At 75.7% G+C, this 17,711-nt stretch carries 11 protein-coding genes; 1 reads left to right on the top strand and 10 read right to left on the bottom strand.

Annotation, left to right across the window (positions count from 1 at the left end; genetic code table 11):
- Positions 1–17: 17 nt before the first annotated feature.
- The 6 genes from ACIA8Q_RS13620 to ACIA8Q_RS13595 form a co-directional block, all read right to left on the bottom strand.
- Positions 18–857 (bottom strand): GntR family transcriptional regulator, encoded by an 840-nt coding sequence (locus ACIA8Q_RS13620; protein ID WP_360213879.1) that lies wholly within the window; start codon positions 855–857, stop codon positions 18–20.
- A gap of 209 nt (positions 858–1,066) precedes the next feature.
- The gene (gene nudC, locus ACIA8Q_RS13615) at positions 1,067–2,008 is read right to left on the bottom strand and encodes an NAD(+) diphosphatase (protein WP_360213877.1); all 942 of its coding nucleotides are present in this window, start codon (positions 2,006–2,008) and stop codon (positions 1,067–1,069) included.
- 138 nt (positions 2,009–2,146) lie between these two features.
- Positions 2,147–3,550, bottom strand: a complete 1,404-nt coding sequence (locus tag ACIA8Q_RS13610; protein WP_360213875.1) for a dipeptidase — start codon at positions 3,548–3,550, stop codon at positions 2,147–2,149.
- A gap of 133 nt (positions 3,551–3,683) precedes the next feature.
- The gene (locus ACIA8Q_RS13605) at positions 3,684–6,554 is read right to left on the bottom strand and encodes an FtsX-like permease family protein (protein ID WP_360213873.1); all 2,871 of its coding nucleotides are present in this window, start codon (positions 6,552–6,554) and stop codon (positions 3,684–3,686) included.
- Positions 6,551–7,315 (bottom strand): ABC transporter ATP-binding protein, encoded by a 765-nt coding sequence (locus ACIA8Q_RS13600; protein ID WP_360213871.1) that lies wholly within the window; start codon positions 7,313–7,315, stop codon positions 6,551–6,553. The genes ACIA8Q_RS13605 and ACIA8Q_RS13600 overlap by 4 nt, the downstream gene beginning before the upstream one ends.
- Positions 7,316–7,380: 65 nt before the next feature.
- On the bottom strand, positions 7,381–8,031 hold the full coding sequence (locus tag ACIA8Q_RS13595) for a PadR family transcriptional regulator (RefSeq protein ID WP_360213869.1): 651 nt from the start codon (positions 8,029–8,031) through the stop codon (positions 7,381–7,383).
- Positions 8,032–8,107: 76 nt separating this feature from the next.
- Between ACIA8Q_RS13595 and ACIA8Q_RS13590 the strand changes: the two genes are divergently transcribed.
- The gene (locus ACIA8Q_RS13590; protein WP_360213867.1) at positions 8,108–9,079 is read left to right on the top strand and encodes an endonuclease/exonuclease/phosphatase family protein; all 972 of its coding nucleotides are present in this window, start codon (positions 8,108–8,110) and stop codon (positions 9,077–9,079) included.
- A 14-nt stretch (positions 9,080–9,093) separates the two neighbouring features.
- Here ACIA8Q_RS13590 and ACIA8Q_RS13585 read toward each other — a convergent pair whose 3' ends face one another.
- The 4 genes from ACIA8Q_RS13585 to ACIA8Q_RS13570 form a co-directional block, all read right to left on the bottom strand.
- The gene (locus ACIA8Q_RS13585; RefSeq protein WP_360213865.1) at positions 9,094–10,281 is read right to left on the bottom strand and encodes a PP2C family protein-serine/threonine phosphatase; all 1,188 of its coding nucleotides are present in this window, start codon (positions 10,279–10,281) and stop codon (positions 9,094–9,096) included.
- A gap of 194 nt (positions 10,282–10,475) precedes the next feature.
- Entirely contained in the window at positions 10,476–13,724 is a 3,249-nt protein-coding gene (locus ACIA8Q_RS13580) for an ATP-dependent DNA helicase (protein ID WP_360213863.1), read from the bottom strand.
- 121 nt (positions 13,725–13,845) lie between these two features.
- Positions 13,846–17,160 carry an ATP-dependent helicase gene (locus ACIA8Q_RS13575; RefSeq protein ID WP_396317205.1) on the bottom strand — a complete coding sequence of 1,105 codons (3,315 nt, stop codon included), beginning with the start codon at positions 17,158–17,160 and terminating at the stop codon, positions 13,846–13,848.
- A 69-nt stretch (positions 17,161–17,229) separates the two neighbouring features.
- Positions 17,230–17,640 carry an MGMT family protein gene (locus ACIA8Q_RS13570; protein WP_387904380.1) on the bottom strand — a complete coding sequence of 137 codons (411 nt, stop codon included), beginning with the start codon at positions 17,638–17,640 and terminating at the stop codon, positions 17,230–17,232.
- Between the last annotated feature and the right edge of the window lie 71 nt (positions 17,641–17,711).

Here is a 17,711-nt window from a genome sequence, read left to right as displayed (position 1 = left end):
GGCCGGGCCGGCGCGCGTCACGGCGCGTCGGCCCGGGCGGGGTCGACGGGTGCGGCGGGCGCCGGCAGGGTGACCCGCGCGCCGAGGTCGCCGACGCCGTAGACGAGCCGGCTGCGGTCGGCCGAGTACCGGGTCTCGATGACCCGGACGGGCCCGCGCCGGTCGTAGGTGACGCGGGTCTGCACCACCAGGGGCACGCCGGGGCCGCCCTGGAACCACTGGGCCTCCTCGGGGCCGGGCATCCGGGCGACCAGGTGGTCGACGGCCCCGATCTCGGTGCGGCCGAGCCCCTCGAGGACGGCCTCGTCGCCGCCCTCGACCGGGTCCGGCTCCATCAGCGGGGTGCCGGCGGCGAGCCCGGCGCGGTAGTGGCTCTCCTCGATCGAGTAGGGCTCGCGGTCGAGCAGCCGCAGCTGGCGGCGGACCACGATGGCCTCGCCGGGGCGCAGCCCGAGCCGCTCGGCGATGTCGACCCGGGCCCGGACGATCATCATCTCGAAGTCGGTGGTGAGCTCGCGGCCGGCCTCGGCGGCCTCGCCGAGGTAGACGGCGGAGGGCAGGGCCAGGCAGTCGCGGGCGGCCGGGGCGAGCGTCGGCCCGTACGCGCGGTGGTCCAGGACGGGGTGCTCCCGCAGGTAGGTGCCCTTGCCCTGGAGGCGGACCAGGCGGCCCTCGTTGACCAGGACGTCGACGGCGAGCCGGACGGTGTTGCGGGCGACTCCGTACTGGCGCTCCAGTTCGCTCTCGACCGGCAGGGCGGCGTCGGCGGTGAACTCGCCCTCGGCGATCCGGCGGCGCAGGTCGGCGGCGAGTCGCTGGTATTTGGGGGATTGGGCGGTGCCCCGGGGGATTGTCACCCGAGTGAATCTAGCGAGCGCGGTGACGCGTTTTCAGCCGTTTCCGGCAATGTCGTCCGCCCGGGTGGGGACCGCACGCCGGGCGGCACCGGGCGGTAGCAGAACTGGCCCGTCCGACTACGAACATCCGCTCGTGTCGGAATCGGGAAGGGATTGCAAAGACGAATGGGGGCGCGCGGCATAAGCCACGCGCCCCCATTCGGCCGGAATTACCAGCGCGCCGACGACGGCAGCGGTTCGCCGTACCAGAGTTCCACCAGGTGGCGGGCGATCGAGATCCCGGACGGCGGCAGGATCTCCCCCGCCGCCATCCCGGCCCGCAGCTCCTCGCGGGAGAACCAGCGCGCCTCGGCCAGCTCCTCGCCGTCCACGGTGATCGCCGTGCCGTCCGGCAGCGCCCGGCCGGTGAAGCCGAGCATCAGGCTGGACGGGAACGGCCAGGGCTGGCTGGCCACGTAGTGCACCTCGCCGACCCGGACGCCGGCCTCCTCCTGCACCTCGCGCACCACGGCCTGCTCGATCGACTCCCCCGGCTCGACGAACCCGGCCAGGGTCGACCAGCGGCCCTCCGGCCACAGCGCCTGGCGGCCGAGCAGGCAGCGGTCCTGCTCGTCGGTGATCACCATGATCACCGCCGGGTCGGTGCGCGGGTAGTGCTCGGCCGCGCAGGAGGTGCAGCGCCGCACGTGCCCGGCGCCGGCCTTCTCCGTCGGGTGCCCGCAGCGGGAGCAGAAGCTGTGCAGCCGGTGCCAGTGCTCCAGCGCCACGGCGTGCACCAGCAGTCCGGCGTCCCGGTCCGACAGCAGCGCGCCGACCTCGCGCAGCCCGGCCGGGCGGGCGTCGCCGTCCAGCCGGCCGGGCAGGCTCTCGCCGGCCAGTGCGAAGTAGGAGACGCCGTCCTCGTCGGTGCCGAGGAAGTACCGGTCCCCGGTCTGCGGCGCCTCGAAGGAGGGCAGCAGCACGAGTTCGGTGCCCTGCGCGGTGTCGACGACGAACGCCTCGCCGCCGGCGATGGGCAGCACCCGGGTCGCCGGGTGGCTCCAGGCCGCCGCCAGCCAGGGCTCGTCGAACCGGTGCTCGGCCGCCCGGTCCACTCCGGCCCGGGCCAGTGCCAGGGGCAGCCGGGGTTCGGTCTCAGGCACGGTGCTCACTTCGTTCCATCCCCACGTGGTGAATCATCCGGATGAGTGATCTGCCGGCCGTGGCGCGCCCGGAGGCCGCCCGCGCCGGGACCGGGCCGGCGTGCCCCGGCGTGACGGGCACGCCGGGTCGCCCGTCCCGCGGTGCGCTCACGCGCCGGGCCGGAAGTTCTCGGCCAGGTCGCCCCACAGGTACGCGGCGGTCTCCACGCCCTTGGCGAGCAGGTCCAGCTCGACCTTCTCGTTGATCGAGTGCCAGCCGTCCGAGGGCACCGAGATGCCGAGGAACAGCACCGGCGCACCGAGCACGTCCTGCAGGTCCGCGGCGGGGCCGGAGCCGCCCTCGCGGGTGAAGAGGATCCGCTGTCCGAAGGCCCGGCCCATCGCCCGGACGGTGGACTGCAGCGCCGGGTGGTCCAGCGGGGTCAGGCAGGCCCGGGTCGCGCCCGGGAAGACCAGCTCGTGGCGGATGCCCTCGGGCACCCGCTCGGCCACCCACGCGCGGACGGCCTCCCGGACCTTCTCCACCTCCTGCCCGGCGACCAGCCGGAAGGAGAGCTTGAGGTGCGCCGAGGACGGCACGATCGTCTTGCCGCCGGGGCCGGTGTAGCCGCCCCACAGGCCGTTGACCTCGGCGGTCGGACGGGCCCAGACCCGCTCCAGGGTGGTGTAGCCGGCCTCGCCGCGGGTGCCGTACGACTTCGCGACCCGCAGCCACTGCTCCTCGTCGAAGGGCAGCTCGGCGAAGAGCTCGCGCTCGCGCTCCGTCAGCTCGACCACACCGTCGTAGAAGCCCGGGACGGCCACCCGGCGGTCGGCGTCGTGCAGGCCGGCGGCCAGCTCCGCGGCGACCTCGGCCGGGTTGGGCACCGCACCGCCGAAGGAGCCGGAGTGGATGTCGGCGTCCGGACCGTACAGGTCGATCTGGGCGTCGGCCAGGCCGCGCATGCCGGTGCAGACGGTCGGCGTGGTCTCGGACCACATGCCGGTGTCCGAGATGACGACCACGTCGGCGGCCAGCCGCTCGGCCTCCCGCCGGACCAGGTCGGCGAAGTGCGGCGAGCCGGACTCCTCCTCGCCCTCGATCAGCAGCTTGAGGTTGACGGCCGGCGCGGTGCGGCCGGTGGCCTCCAGGTGGGCGCGCAGGCCCAGGGTGTGGAAGAACACCTGGCCCTTGTCGTCGGCCGCACCGCGGGCGAACAGCCGCCCGTCGACCACGGTCGGGGTGAACGGCTCGGTGTCCCAGCCGTCCTCCCTGGCGGCCGGCTGCACGTCGTGGTGCCCGTAGACCAGGACGGTCGGGGCGGAGTCGTCCCCGGAGGGCCACTCGGCGAACACCGCCGGCAGGCCGTCGGTCTCCCACACCTCGGCCACCGGGAAGCCGGTGTCGCGCAGCTTGGCGGCCAGCCACTCGGCGGAGCGCCGCACGTCGCCGGCCCGGGCCGGGTCGGCGGAGACCGAGGGGATGGTCAGCCACTCGGAGAGGTCCGCGAGGAATTCGGACCAGTGCTGGTCGATGAAGGAGCGGACGACGCTGTCCGGGGTTCTCGTCATACGGACGACTTTAGTTCGCCCGTGCGGGTGCCCGCCCCGGCCGTCCGGCTGCCGGGCGCCGCGGGAGCTGTAACATCCGTCACCCCCGGCCGCCGCCGAGGGCTGCCGGGGGTGACGGGGCGACGCGCGGGCCTCAGCCGGAGCGGCGCAGCAGCGAGATCCGCGAACGGGTGAGCAGCGCCGCCAGCCCGGCCGCGAGCAGCGGCAGCACCACCACGGTGACGGTGATGGTGGGCCACGGGAAGACCACGATCCCCTGGTTCGCGACCGCATCGGGGCTCATCCCGGGATAGCTGTGCGCGGCGGCCTCGACCTTGCGCAGGGCCACCCCGGGCACGACCCCGGAGACGATGCCCAGCAGGGTGCCCATCGCCGCGATGACCCCGCACTGGAAGCCCGACAGCGAGCGCCGGATCCGGGGCTCGGCGCCGACCGCCGCGAGGGTGGTCAGGTCGCGCTGGGAGTCGGCGGCGGCGAGACCGGTGGCGATGCCGGCCGCGCCCAGGGCGACGATGGCGGCGAAGACCGACAGGCCCAGGCCGATCAGCCCGGTCTTGGACTGGTAGCCGCGCTCGACCGTGAGGCCCTGCTGGTCGGTGAGCCTGGACAGCGCGCCGTTGGCCTTCTGCTCGGCGCCGTCCGAGGGGACGGCGTCGGGCAGCCAGACCGACCCGGCCGGGGAGGTGGTGAGGCCGAGGCGCGCGGCGGTCTGCGGACTGATCACGGCCTGGCCGGCGCCCGGGATCGCGGCCGGTGCGAGGACGGCGTCGACGGCGACCTCGGTGCGCTTGGGCCGGGTCCTGACCGAGCCGTCGGCGGCCTCGTCCGAGGGCTCGTTGAGCTCGACGACGACCTTGCCGTCCTTGATGTAGCGGGCGTCGAAGACCACCGCCCGCCCCGCGGCGAGGGCCTCGCCGGCGGCCGGGGCGGTGACGCCGTAGAGGTTGCGCAGCAGGGTGGCGTCGCCGGCGGAGAGGTCGCCGAAGTGGCTGGCGCGGCGGCCGCCCGTCTGGCAGCGCGGGTCGGAGCGGACGATGCGCTCGATCTCCTCCGGGTCGCGCTGGTCGTCGCCCTCGTAGGCGGGGCAGCGCAGGTCCTTGGGCAGTTCGATCCGGGCGTAGCCGCAGCTGTTCCCGTCGGAGCAGTCGCCCTTGTAGTTGATCCGCAGGACGTCGGCGCGCTGGCCGAGGCCGGGGATGTTGCGCTCGACGGCGTCGCGCATCTGCGGCAGCAGCTTCTCCTGGCCGTTGGAGGCGTACCCGCCGCCGAGCATGACGGCGCCCGAGGGGCCGGAGGCCACGTACTCGCGGCGGCCCTGCTCCTCGTAGCTGGCGAGGTAGACGCCGACCGCGACCGAGCCGGCGACGGCGGCCATCACGGCGGCGACGGCGGGAGCCGTCCGGCCGCGGTGACGCACCGAGTCGCGCAGGGCGAGCCGGGGGCCGAGCGAGAGCCAGCGTCCGAGCTTCCCGAACAGCCCGACCAGGTAGGGGGTGAGGGCGACCATGCCGAGCTCGGCGATCACGGAGCCGCCGAGGACGGCCAGGCTCCGGCTGGCGAAGCCGCTGGTGGCGCCGAGCAGGGCGAGCGCCGCACCGCCGGCGACCATCAGCAGGCCGAGGACGGCGAGCTTGCGGTTCGGCGGCTTGAGCGAGTCGCGCCCGGTGAGGGCGGCGACGACGTCCTGGCGGGAGGCCTGGACGGCGGGGACGACGGCGGCGAGCAGGCCGGTGACCAGGCCGACCAGGAGCACGCCGACGAGGTCGAGCGGCTGCAGGTCGAAGTGGCCGAAGCGGCTGCCCGAGTACTCCTCGGCCTGGGTGCGCAGCAGGGCGACCAGGCCGACGCCGAGGGCGAGGCCGACCACGGCGCCGGTGACGCCGAGGACGACGCCGCCGCCGAGCACGACGGCCCGGACCTGCGCCCGGTCACCGCCACCGGCGGCGAGCAGGCCGAGCTGCCGCCGGGAGCGCCTGGCCCCGACGGCGAAGGCGGGGCCCGCGAGCAGCACGATCTCCAGCAGGGCCATGCCGACCACGGTGGCCAGCATGACGACGGAGGTCCGGTCGAAGTAGGAGGTCTCGGTGACCCGCTGCTTGTCGGCCTGGGTGTAGTAGGGCACGTCGGCGCGGGCCGGCGGGTCGAGCAGGACGGCCCGCGAGGCGAGGGTGAAGCCGTAGCCGCCCAGCTCGGTGACCTTGGGCCAGTCGAGGACGGCCCCGGCCGGGAGCTCGACCAGCCAGCGGGTGGGCGCGCCGGTGCCGGCGCTGCGGCTCTGGACGGCGCCGGGGAGCTTGGCGAGCGGGTCGATCAGGGTGCCGGGCCGGGCGATGATCTCGGTGGCGGTGAGCTCGCCCGGGTACTCGTAGACGCCGGTGATGGTGAACGGCGTGGCCTCCAGGCCCCGGACGGTGGTCCGGTCGCCGACCTTGAGGCCGGAGCGGGCGAGGAACGCCGTGGTCACCGCGACCTCACCGTCCCGCTCGGGGGCGCGGCCCTTGACCCGGTCGAGCCGGCCGCGCCACACCGGGTCGGTCAGGTCGGCCTCGGTGGTCTGGGTGCTGAGCAGGCCCTCGGCGCTGCTGGCCGAGGTGTAGGGCCCCTGCCGCTCGGGCACGAGGGTGGCGCCGGCCGGGAGCAGCTGCTTCGCCAGGTCGGCCGGTTCGGTGTCCAGGCTGCGGCGCTGGGCCGGGGTGTACTGCGGGGGCGCGCCCTTCTTGGCGTCGTCCTTGGGGTTCTGGACGTACACGCCCGTGTCGGGGTCGGGCGCCTGCAGGACGGTGGAGCCGCGTTCGATCATCTGGAGCTCGCCGGCGGACTGCCCCATGATCCGCACGACGCGTTCGCCCGGGTCGAGCTCGGCGCTGCGGAACACCACGTCGGCGCCCGCGACGCCGAGGACCGGCAGCGCGACCATGGCGATGACGAGGGCGCTGCGGCCCTTGGCGCGCAGCGCGTCACGGCGGGCGATGCGCAGGGCGACCCGCCAGGCGCTGAGCTTCACTCGTCCACCTTCAGGCTGTTGGTGGCGGCGGTGACGAGCAGGCTGGCGGCGTCCTGGCTGGCGCTCTCGTCGACCATCCGGCCGTCCCGCAGGAAGACGACGCGGTCGGCCCAGGCCGCGTGCCGGGCCTCGTGGGTGACCATCATGGCGGCGGCGCCGGCGTCGCAACGGGCGCGCAGCACGGCGAGGACGGCCTCGCCGGTGGTGGAGTCGAGGGCGCCGGTGGGTTCGTCGGCGAGGACGAGGCGGCGGTCGCCGATCAGGGCGCGGGCGATGGCGACGCGCTGCTGCTGGCCGCCGGACATGTCGTCGGGGAAGCGGTCGGCGAGCTCGGGGATGCCGAGCTCCTCCAGGGCGGCGTGCGCCTCGCGGCGGGCGGCGCGGGCGGAGAGGCCGTCGAGTTCGCGGGGCAGCGAGATGTTCTCCGCGGCGGTGAGCGCCGGGATCAGGTTGTAGTCCTGGAAGACGTAGCCGACGGCGCGGCGACGGACCTGGGCGAGCCGCTTGCGGGTGAGTCCGCCGAGGGCGACGCCCTCGACGAGGACCTGGCCGCTGCTGGGGCTGTCCAGGCCGCCGGCCAGGGTGAGCAGGGTCGACTTGCCGGAGCCGGACGGGCCCATGACGGCGACGAACTCGCCGGGGTGGACCTTCAGGTCGATGCCGCGCAGCGCCTGCACCTCCGCGGCGCCCTGTCCGTGGACGCGGGTGACGTTCTCCAGGTGCAGCACCGGTGTGTGCCGGGTCGGGTCCGAGTGGGACACGATTCCCCCCTTGCTGGTCGTGGGCTCGGTGTCGGGGCCGAGCCGGTGGTTCCTTGTGGCCGGGCTCAGGTCCGTGAGCGGCGGCGGCCGGGTGCGGTGGCGGTGGCCCCGCCGTCGCGGGCGGCCTCGGCAGCGCGGGCCTGCAGGGTCTGCGCGTGCTGGGCGAGCCGGGTCTCGCAGTGGTCGAGCCAGCGGATCTCCGCCTCGGTCTGGAAGATCAGCTGGTCGAGGACGAGCAGCCAGGCGAGGTCGTTGCCCTCGGTGGGCACCGCACCCGGCCGGCCCTTCTCCCCCGGCGCGGCGCCGCCGGCCAGGGCGCGGCCCTTGAGCCGGGTGTAGTCCTGCAGCGCCTTGATGCTGTGCCGGCGCTGGCCCTGGACGACGGCGCCGACGTCCACGCCCGGGACGGTGACGGCCATGGCGAGCTTGATCGCCAGCTCGTCGCGCGGGGGGTTGGTCCGGGGCACCGGGGTGTCGAACCAGGCCCGCAGTTCGGCGCGTCCCGCATCGGTGACGGCGTAGAACTGGTGCCCCTCCTCGTCCTCCCCCGCGGACTCGACCAGGCCGTCGCGCTCCAGGCGGGACAGCGTGGTGTAGACCTGCCCGACGTTGAGGGGCCAGGTGGCGCCGGTGCGCGCCTCGAACTCGGTGCGCAGTTGGTAGCCGTAGCGCGGGCCCTGGTCGAGCAGGGCGAGCAGACCGTGACGGATGGACATACCGAGTATGTATACCCGGTATGCCCTACCGGCTCAAGCCGCCCCCTCCCCCGTCGAGCGGGTACCGTCGTGCGGTGTGAGCCAGTTGCGCATCGCCACCTTCAACCTGTTGCACGGTCAGCCGCTCGCCCCCGACGGCGCCCCGCGGCCCTACCCGGCCGACGCCGGCGGCCCGCTGGCGGACGCGGTGGCCGCCCTCGACGCCGACGTGCTCGCCCTGCAGGAGGTGGACCGCCACCAGTCCCGCTCCGGCGGGACCGACCAGACCGCGGTGGCCGCCAAGGCCATGGGCGCCGCCGACTGGCGCTTCGCCGCCGCCCTGCACGGCCGGCCCGCACCGGTGGCCGGCTGGGTGCCGGAGCCGTCCGTGCCCGGCGGCCTGCGGGTCTACGGCCCCGGCGACGTCGGCGACGGTGCCCCTCCGTCCTACGGCACCGCGCTGCTGACCCGGCTGCCGGTGCGGCACTGGCGGGCCCGCCGGTTCGCCCCGGCACCGTTCGGGCTGCCCCTGCGGGTGGCCGGCCGGCGCGGTCTCACCCCCGTGCCGGACGAACCGCGGGCGGCGCTGGCCGCGGTGCTCGAGGGCGACCGCGGGCCGTTCACCGTGGTCGCCGCGCACCTCTCCTTCGTCCCCGGGTGGAACATGGCGCAACTGGCCGGCATCCGGCGCTGGATCGCCGACCTGCCGCAGCCCTACCTGGTGCTCGGCGACTTCAACCTGGTCGGCGCGGTGCCGCGCACCGTCCTCGGCGGCGCGACCGCGCTGGAGCGCACCGCGCCGCGCGCCCGGGTGCGCGAACTGCGGGCGGCCCGGCGGGCGCGGCCCGCCCTGGCCGAGCCGCGCCGACGCCGGGTGCGCGAACCCCGGGCCCGGCTGCAGGGCTGGTACGACCTGGCCCGCACGCCCACCTACCCATCGCACCGGCCGGCGGTGCAGTTCGACCACGTGCTGGCGATCGGCGTGCCGCGCACGGCCGTCGGCCCGGCCGCGGCACCGCGCGCGGCCGTCTCCGACCACCGGCCGCTGCTGGTGGAGGTCTCGCTCTAGGAAGTGGACGGGCCCTACGTCCGGTGGGCCAGGACTCCGTTCTGGTGGGGCAGTCGGGCGCCCTGGACGGACGGGGGCTCGTACTGGAGGAGCAGCATCGCCGCGTCGTCGCCGAGCTGGCGGCCGACGTGGCGGACCACGTCCTCGTGCAGGCGCTGCAGGACCTCGGCCGGGCGGCCGTCGGCGCAGCGCGGGAGGCGCTCGGCGAGCGGGTAGAAGGCGCCCGAGCGGTCCCGGGCCTCGATCACCCCGTCGGTGAACAGCAGTACGCGGTCGCCGGAACGCAGCGGCACCCGGTGCACCGGCGGCCGGACGTCGGCGGGGTCGAGGACCCCCAGCGGCGGGACGGTCTCGGCGAGTTCGAGCGGCCTGACCTCCCCGCCGCGCAGCAGCAGCGGGGCGGGGTGGCCGCAGTTGACGAGCTCCGCGGTGCCGTCCGGCCCGACGCCGATCAGCACCAGGGTGACGAACTCCTCCTCCACGCCCGGGTGGTCGTTCTCGTGCAGGGCCCGGTCGAGGCTGACGGCCAGCCAGCCGGCCACCCGGTCCAGCGCGCCCTCCTGGTGGGCGGCCTCACGGAAGGCGCCCAGCACCGCGGCGGCCGTCTCGACCGCGCCGAGGCCCTTGCCGCGGACGTCGCCGACCACGGCCCGCACGCCGTGGCGGGTGTTGACCACCTCGTACAGGTCGCCGCCGATCCTGGCGTGCGCGGCGGCGGCCTCGTAGTGGACGGCCGCCCGGACGGTGCCGACCCGCTCGGGGACGGGCCGCAGCAGCACCCGGCGGGCGATCGAGGCGACGAGCTGGGCGTCGGCCAGCGCCCGCTCCTGGCGCAGCCGCAGGGTCGCGCTGACCCAGCCGATGGTGGCGACCAGCAGGATCGCGAAGACGCTGGCGGCGTGCACGGACTGGTCGAGCGCGTCGCTGCGCAGGGCCATCAGGAAGGCCACGGTCTCGGTGCACAGACCGATGGCGAGCGGGTACCAGGTGCGGCGGCTGACCACGGCGGCCAGCGCGGGGACGGCGGTGAGGGCCGGTTCGACCGTCACCTCGGTGTTGCTGACGTAGTCGAGGGCGACGATCAGCGCCATGCCGAGGAAGGGCAGCGCGAGCGCCGTCCTCGGCCAGGTGCCGGTCGCGCCCGGAGCGGGTCCCGGGGTCGGCCCGGTGAACCGCTCTCTGATCCATCCGGTCGCGCTCAACGTCGATCTCTCCAGCAGAAGACGCCGATGCCCTGGGGCACCTGCGGTGATGACTGAGGGTTAGCGAATGCGGGCCTCGCTGGCGGCCGGAGCACGGGGGTTGACCGGTTACCGACCCCACAATAGGCACGAAACGTGCATGACGCACAGGTTTCGGGCGTTGCCGTGATGACTTGGATGCTCTGCGTGACTCATTATTCACTGTTCCCGATCAGGAGCCGTTCCAACTCTTTTCGGTCGGGAAGTCCTGTCGGGCGGACGATCCGCCCGCTGCGGACGTACAGGAACGAAGCCGTGACCTGCTCGGGCGGAACGCCCGCCTGCTCCGCCCAGGCGATCCGGTACACCGCGAGCTGCAACGGATCGGCGGTCTCCTCGCGGTGGGTCTTCCAGTCCACCACTTCGTAGCGTGACGCACCACCGGATTCCGACTCCCCGTCACCGTCCCGGTAGACCGCGTCGATCCGGCCGCGCACCACCCGCCCCCCGAGCACCAGGTGGAACGGCGCCTCCACCCGGTGCGGCCGGCGCTGGGCGTACGGGGTGCGCAGGAACGCCTCCTTGAGCCGCTCCAGGTCCTGCTCGTCCTCGATCCCGTCGTCGTCCGCACCGGGCAGCGCGCCCGGCTCGATCAGCATCAGCGGCTCGATCCGGGACTGCAGCCAGGCGTGGAAGCGGGTGCCGCGCCGGGCGGCCGGCTGCGGCGGGCGCGGCATCGGCCGCGCCAGGTCGCGGGCGAAGCCGTCCGGGTCGGCGGCCAGCCGCAGGAGCTGGGTGGCCGACAGCGCGGCGGGCAGCGGAACGTCGCGGGCGGTGCGCCGGGAGCGCTCCAACTCGCCCAGCAGGGAGGTGAGGTCGCGGTCCCAGGAGGCCAACTGGCGCTGGTCCTCGACGGCCATCGGCTCGACGGGCACCGGCTCGGCCCCCAGCCCGGCCACCCGGGCGCGGACCACCGCGGCGACCCGGCGGCGGGCGTGCTGGGCGGCCGGGTCCAGCGGCAGCGGCCACGGGCGGTCCACCACCGCGGCCAGCGCCGGGTTCTCGGCGCCCTTCTCCGGCTGCTCGGCCCAGCACTCCACCTCGCCGGCGCCGGGCAGCTCGCAGTGCTCGCGCAGCTTCTCCAGGAAGGCGGACGGACCGCGGACGGTCTTCTGGCTCGGGCCCCACCAGTGCCCGGAGGCCAGCAGCAGGGCGCGCGGGCGGGTGAAAGCGACGTAGCCCAGGCGCAGTTCCTCGATCCCGGCGTGCTCGGCCAGCTGCTGCCGGAAGGCCGTCATCGACTTGCCGTTCCAGCCGCCGCGCACGTCCGGCAGGGTGGCCGCGTCGCCGCGCAGGGCGTGCGGGAGCACCCGCTTGGTGCTGGTCCAGCGCTCGCGCGGGCTGCCGGAGGGGAACGCGCCCTTCACCAGCCCGGGGACGGCGACCACGTCCCACTCCAGGCCCTTGGACTTGTGCGCGGTGAGCACCTTCACGGTGTCCTCGCCGCCGGGCAGGCTGCTGTCCAGGCCGCGCTCGTACTCCTGGGCGGCGCGCAGGAAGGCGAGGAAGGCGGCCAGGCCCGGGTCCCCGTCGAGGTCGGCGAAGGAGGCGGCGACGTCCAGGAAGGCGTGCAGGGTCTCCCGCCGCCGGGCGGCCAGCGCCAGCGGGGAGGCGGCGAGTTCGACCTCCAGGCCGGTGACGGTCAGCACCCGGTGCAGCACGTCCATCAGCGGGTCGGCGAGCGAGCGGCGCAGGTCGCGCAGCTCCTGGGCGAGGCGGGCCAGGCGGACCCGGGCCTCGGCGGAGAAGGGGAGCTCGTCGGGCTGGTCCGCGTCGAGGAAGGTCTCCACCGCGTCGGCCAGCGACACCACCTCGGTGGGGTCGGCCTCGGCGACGGCCGCCGTCAGCGCCTCCACGCCCTCCGGCCGGTCGGTGCGCACCAGCTCGGCGGCGCGGCGCCCGAGCAGCGCGAGGTCGCGCGGGCCGATCCGCCAGCGCGGACCGATCAGCAGCCGCACCAGCGCGGCGTTGGCGGTCGGGTCCTGGAGCACCTCGCAGACCGCCACCAGGTCGGCCACCTCGGGCAGTTGCAGCAGTCCGCCCAGGCCCACCACCTCGACCGGGACCTCCCGGGCGACCAGCGCCGCGTGGATGTCCGGGAAGGCCGCGCCGCCCCGGCAGAGCACCGCGATCCGGCCCGGCGCGGTGCCGGTGCGCACCAGGTGGGCGATCGAGTCGGCGAGCCAGTCGACCTCCTCGGCGTGCGTGGGCAGCAGCGCGGCCCGCACGTAGCCCTCCTGCTCGGCGCCGGGCGCCGGGCGCAGCGCCTCGACGCCCTCGTGCATGGCCCGCAGCGGGGCGGCGAGCTCGTTGGCGAAGGCGAGCAGGCGCCCGCCGCTGCGGCGGTTCTCGCTGAGCGCGTAGCGGGCGGCGGGCCCGCCGGTGGCCCGCGGGAAGTGCCGGGGGAACTCGTCGAGGTTGGCGACCGAGGCACCGCGCCAGCCGTAGATCGCCTGGCAGGGGTCGCCGACGGCGGTGACGGGGTGCCCGCCGCCCCGGCCGTCGGGGCCCGCGCCGAAGAGGCCGGCGAGCATCAGCCGCTGGGCGACCGAGGTGTCCTGGTACTCGTCGAGCAGCACGACCCGGAACTGGCCGCGCAGCAGCTCGCCGACCTCGGCCCGGTCCTGGGCGAGCCGGGCGGCGGCGGCTATCTGGTCGCCGAAGTCCATCAGCCCGGCGGCCCGCTTGCGCCGCCGGTACTCCTCGACCAGGCGCAACAGCTCCAGCCGGGCCCGTGCGGTGGCCGGGACGGCCCGCAGGTCGTCGTTGGTCAGCTTGACGGTGGCGAGGGCGTCCAGCAGCTCCTCGTCGTGGGTGCGCAGGGCGGCCGGCTCGACCAGGTGCTCGGCGAGCTCGCCGTCCAGCGCGATCAGGTCGGCGACCAGGTTGGCGAAGGTGCCGGTCAGTGCGGGGAACGGGCCGCGGGCGGTGCGCAGCACCTTGGCGGCGAGCTGGAAGCGGGTGGCGTCGGCCAGCAGCCGCACGTCCGGCTCGATGCCGATGCGCAGGCCGTGCTCCTTGAGCAATCGGCCGGCGAAGGCGTGGTAGGTCGAGATCTCCGGCTCGCCGAGCGACTCGGCGTCGTCCTGGTCGGCGCCCCTCCCCCAGCCCTCGGCCGGGGGGAGCCCGAGCCCGCAGACCCGCAGCGCGGTGCGCACGCGTTCGGCGAGCTCCCCGGCGGCCTTGTTGGTGAAGGTGAGGCCGAGGACCTCCTCGGGCCGCACGGCGCCGGAGCCGACCAGCCAGACCACCCGGGCGGCCATCACCGTGGTCTTGCCGGAGCCGGCGCCGGCCACGATCACGGCCGGCTCCAGGGGTGCGCCGATGGCCGCCATCTGCTCCCGGTTGAACGGGATGCCCAACAGCTCCTTGAGCTGGTCGGGATGGCTGAGCACGGCTGTCACCCCGCAACGTTAACGGGCCGGACCGACACTCCGGACGCCCGGCCGGAGTGACCCTGGCTACTCCGGCCCCCCGCACCCGGGCCCGGCGCCCGGCCCGACGGACGGGCTCGCCGGGCAGGCCCTACAGCAGCTGCGCCCCGTCGCGCTGGGCGGAGCAGCTGCGGCGGAACGAGCAGCGGTCGCAGCCGCCGCCGGTCTGCGGGACGAAGCGCTCCGCGAGGACCTTGCCGGCCGCGTCGGCGAGCAGGTTCTCGATCCACGGCTCGCCCTCCGGCGGCTCCTGCCGCTGCACCCTGGGGACGTCCTGGACGGCCTTGGCCGCGGGTTCGCGCAGGTGGACGAGTTCGGCGCCGCCGGCGGCCGGGGGCCGCTCGTCGAACCCGGGCAGGGCGTTGAGCGCCCCGGCCCGGACGGCGAGCTGGTAGACGGCGAGCTGCTTGTGCTCGGGCAGCGACTTCTCGGTGGGGATCTGCTTGCCGGTCTTGAAGTCGACCACGTAGGCGCGTCCGGCCCGGTCCTTCTCGACCCGGTCCATCGAGCCGCGGATGCGCACCGAGACGCCGCCGACGTCGAGGGTGACGTCGAAGCCGTGCTCGGTGGCGACGACGTCGCGCCCCCGCTCCAGCACGTGCCAGTTGAGGAAGCGCTCCAGGGCGGCCCGGGCCTCGGTCTTCTCCTGGTGGGACTTCCAGGGCGCGTCGAAGGCCAGCGCGTCCCAGACCGTGTCCAGGCGTTCCATCAGGACGGCGAGGTCGGCGGGCGCGCGCCCGGAGCCGACCTCGTCGGCGAGGGCGTGCACGACGTTGCCGAAGCCCTGGGCGGCGGAGCCGGGGCCCTGGGCCTTGACCTCCTTCTCCAGGAACCACTGCAGCGAGCAGCTCTCCAGCTGCTCCAGGCCGCTGCCGGACAGCCGCACCGGCAGGTCGGGGCTGCGCAGCGGGTCGGGGGCGGCGGTGGCGTCGTCCAGCCCCCACCAGCGGTCGGGGTGGGCGACGGGCACCAGCGGCAGGCCCTCGTCGTCGGTGGCGGCGGCCAGGCGGGCGAGCCGTTCGGCGGCTGCCCGGCGCAGCTCGGGCGAGCGGGACGGGTCGACGGTGACCGCGCGCAGTTCGGCGACCAGCGCGGGGACGGACAGCGGGCGGCGCGGGCGGTGGGTGATGTCCTCGACGGTGACGGGCGGGGTGCGGCGCACCACCTTGCCGGTCCGGGGGTCGACGTCCTCGCGGTAGAGCTCGCGCAGGAAGCGGGAGGGTTCGTCGCCGTCGTCGGCGGGCGCCTTGACGGCGGTGACGATCAGCCGCTCCCTGGCGCGGGTGGCGGCGACGTAGAAGAGGCGGCGCTCCTCGCCGAGCAGGGCGGCCGGGGAGAGCGGCTCGGCGAGGCCGTCGCGGCCGATCCGGTCGGCCTCCAGCAGGGAGCCGCGGCGGCGCAGGTCGGGCCAGAGGCCGTCCTGGACCCCGGCGACGACGACGAGGCGCCACTCCAGGCCCTTGGAGCGGTGGGCGGTCATCAGGCGGACGGCCTCGGGGCGCACGGCGCGGACGGTGAGGGTGTCGGCGGCGATGTCCTGGGCGTCGAGCTCGGCGAGCAGGTCGAGGGCGCCGCGGTGGCCGGTGACCTGTTCCTCGGCGCGGGCCGCGGTCTCGAACAGGGCGCACAGCGCGTCGAGGTCGCGGTCGGCGTTGCGGCCGGCGGCGCCGCCGCGCAGGGCGGCCCGTTCGAGGCGTTCGCGCCAGCGGCGGCTGCCGTCCCACAGCTCCCAGAGCGCGTCCTCGGCCGTGCAGCCGCCGGCCAGGGCCTCGCGGACCTTGCGCAGCAGGGTGCCGAGGTCGCGCGCCCGGCGGGCGTGGCCGGGGTCCAGGGCGACCAGCCGCTCGGGCTCGGCGAGCGCCTCCCGGATGAGCTCGTCGGCCGGGCGGGGGGCGCTCGGGTCGCCGTCGGCGCGCAGGGCGGCGCGCTCCTCCTCGCGCAGGGCGCGGCCGAGGCGGCGCAGGTCGGAGCCGTCGAGGCCGCCGAGCGGGCCGGTGAGCAGGGTGCGGGCGAGGTCGGTGGTGAGCGGGTCGGGCCGGTCGGCGTCGCCGTGCCGGTCGCGGTCGGCCTGCTCGGCGCAGAGCCGCAGGGCGAGCAGCAGCTGGGCGACGGCGGGCTCCTCGCGCAGCGGCAGGTCGTCGCCGTCGATCTCCAGCGGGACGCCGGCGGCGCTGAGCGCCCGCCGCACGCCGGGGATGGAGCGGCCGCCGGCCCGGACCAGGACGGCCATCTCGCCCCAGGGGACACCGTCCTCCAGGTGGGCGCGGCGCAGCAGGTCGGCGATCGAGTCGAGTTCGGCGCCGGGGGTGGGGTAGGTGTACACCTCGACCCGGCCGCCCTCGCGGGAGGGCAGCAGGGCGCGGTGCTGGGCGAGCTTGTCGGCGGGCAGCCGGCCCATCGGCATCCGGCGGGCGATCTCCCGGGAGGCGGCGAGCAGCAGGGCGCCGGAGCGGCGGGAGACCCGCAGCACCCTGACCTCGGCGGGGCTGCCGTCGGCCCGGCGGAACGCCTGCGGGAAGTCGAGGATGCCGTTGATGTCGGCGCCGCGGAAGGCGTAGATCGACTGGTCGGGGTCGCCGACGGCGACGAGGTCCCCGCCGCCGCCGGCGAGCCGGTGCAGCAGCCGGACCTGGGAGGGGTCGGTGTCCTGGTACTCGTCGACGAAGACCACCTCGTAGCGGCGGCGCAGTTCCTCGCCGACCTCGGGGCGTTCGGCGAGCAGCACGGCGCGGTGGACGAGCTCGGCGTAGTCGAGGACGCCCCGCAGGTCGAGCACGTCGAGGTAGTCGGCGAGGAAGTGCGCCGCGGCGGCCCAGTCGGGCCGCTGGACGCCCTGGGCGAAGCGCTCCAGTTCGGCCTCGCCGAGTCCGAGCTCGCGACTGCGGGCGAGGACGGCACGGACCTCGTTGGCGAAGCCGCGGGTGGTCAGGCAGGCCCGCAGGTCGAGCGGCCAGTGGATGCGGGAGCTGCCGAGCCGGGCGTCCTCGGCGCCGCCGGCGAGCAGCTCGCGGACCATGACGTCCTGCTCCGGTCCGGAGAGCAGCCGCAGCGGCTCGGCGTAGTCCCCGGGGTCCTGGTGGGCGCGCAGCAGGGCGTAGCAGAACGAGTGGAAGGTGGTGGCCTGCGGGGCGGCGGCGGAGGCGCCGAGGCGGCCGGACATCCGGTCGCGCAGCTCCATGGCGGCCTTGCGGCTGAAGGTGAGGACGAGGATCCGCTCCGGGTCGGTGCCGTCCTCGATCCGCCGGGCGACGGCCTCGACGAGGGTGGTGGTCTTGCCCGTGCCCGGGCCGGCGAGCACCAGCAGCGGTCCGCCGGCGTGCTCGACCACCGCGCGCTGGTACGCGTCCAGCACGGGCGGGTCGGGCTGGACGAGCGGGCTGCGCACGAGCCGGTAGGGGGAGCTCAAGGGGCGGGTCCTGGGAGTTGTGCGGGAGACGTGGCCGGGCGGGCCCGCCGGGGCCCGCCCGTATCGAGCCTACGATCCTGCCCCGTCATTCCCGCCGGCGCGGCCGTTTCGCGGGATCTCCGCCGGGCCGGCCGCCTCCCGGCCGTCCCAGCGGGCGCGGCGCAGGTCGACCCGGGGCGGGTCGGCGAGTTCGCGCAGCGGGGTGCCCTCCTCGCCGTAGTGGGCGAGGGCGCGGTGCTCGTGCCCCGGCAGGAAGCGGCCGTCGGCGCGGATCACCCGCCACCAGGGGACCGAGCCGCCGTAGAGTGCCATCACCCGGCCGACCTGCCGGGGGCCGCCCTGGCCGAGGTACTCGGCAACGTCCCCGTAGGTCATCACCCTGCCGGGTGGAATCCGCTCGGTGAGGTCGAGCACCAGTTCGGCGAAGGGCGGCAGGTCGTCCGGGAGGCCGTCGTCTGTTACGTCCGTCACCTGCGGCATTCTTCCGCACGGGGGCGCACCCGCGGTCCCGTACGAACGATCCGCCGCGCCCGATCCGCCCCCTGTCCAGC

It is taken from the genome of Kitasatospora sp. NPDC051705, assembly GCF_044453265.1.
In the GTDB taxonomy this organism is placed as follows: Bacteria; Actinomycetota; Actinomycetes; order Streptomycetales; family Streptomycetaceae; genus Kitasatospora.
The sequence above is the reverse complement of the archived record's forward strand: the minus strand, read 5'-3'. Positions and strand labels throughout refer to the sequence as shown.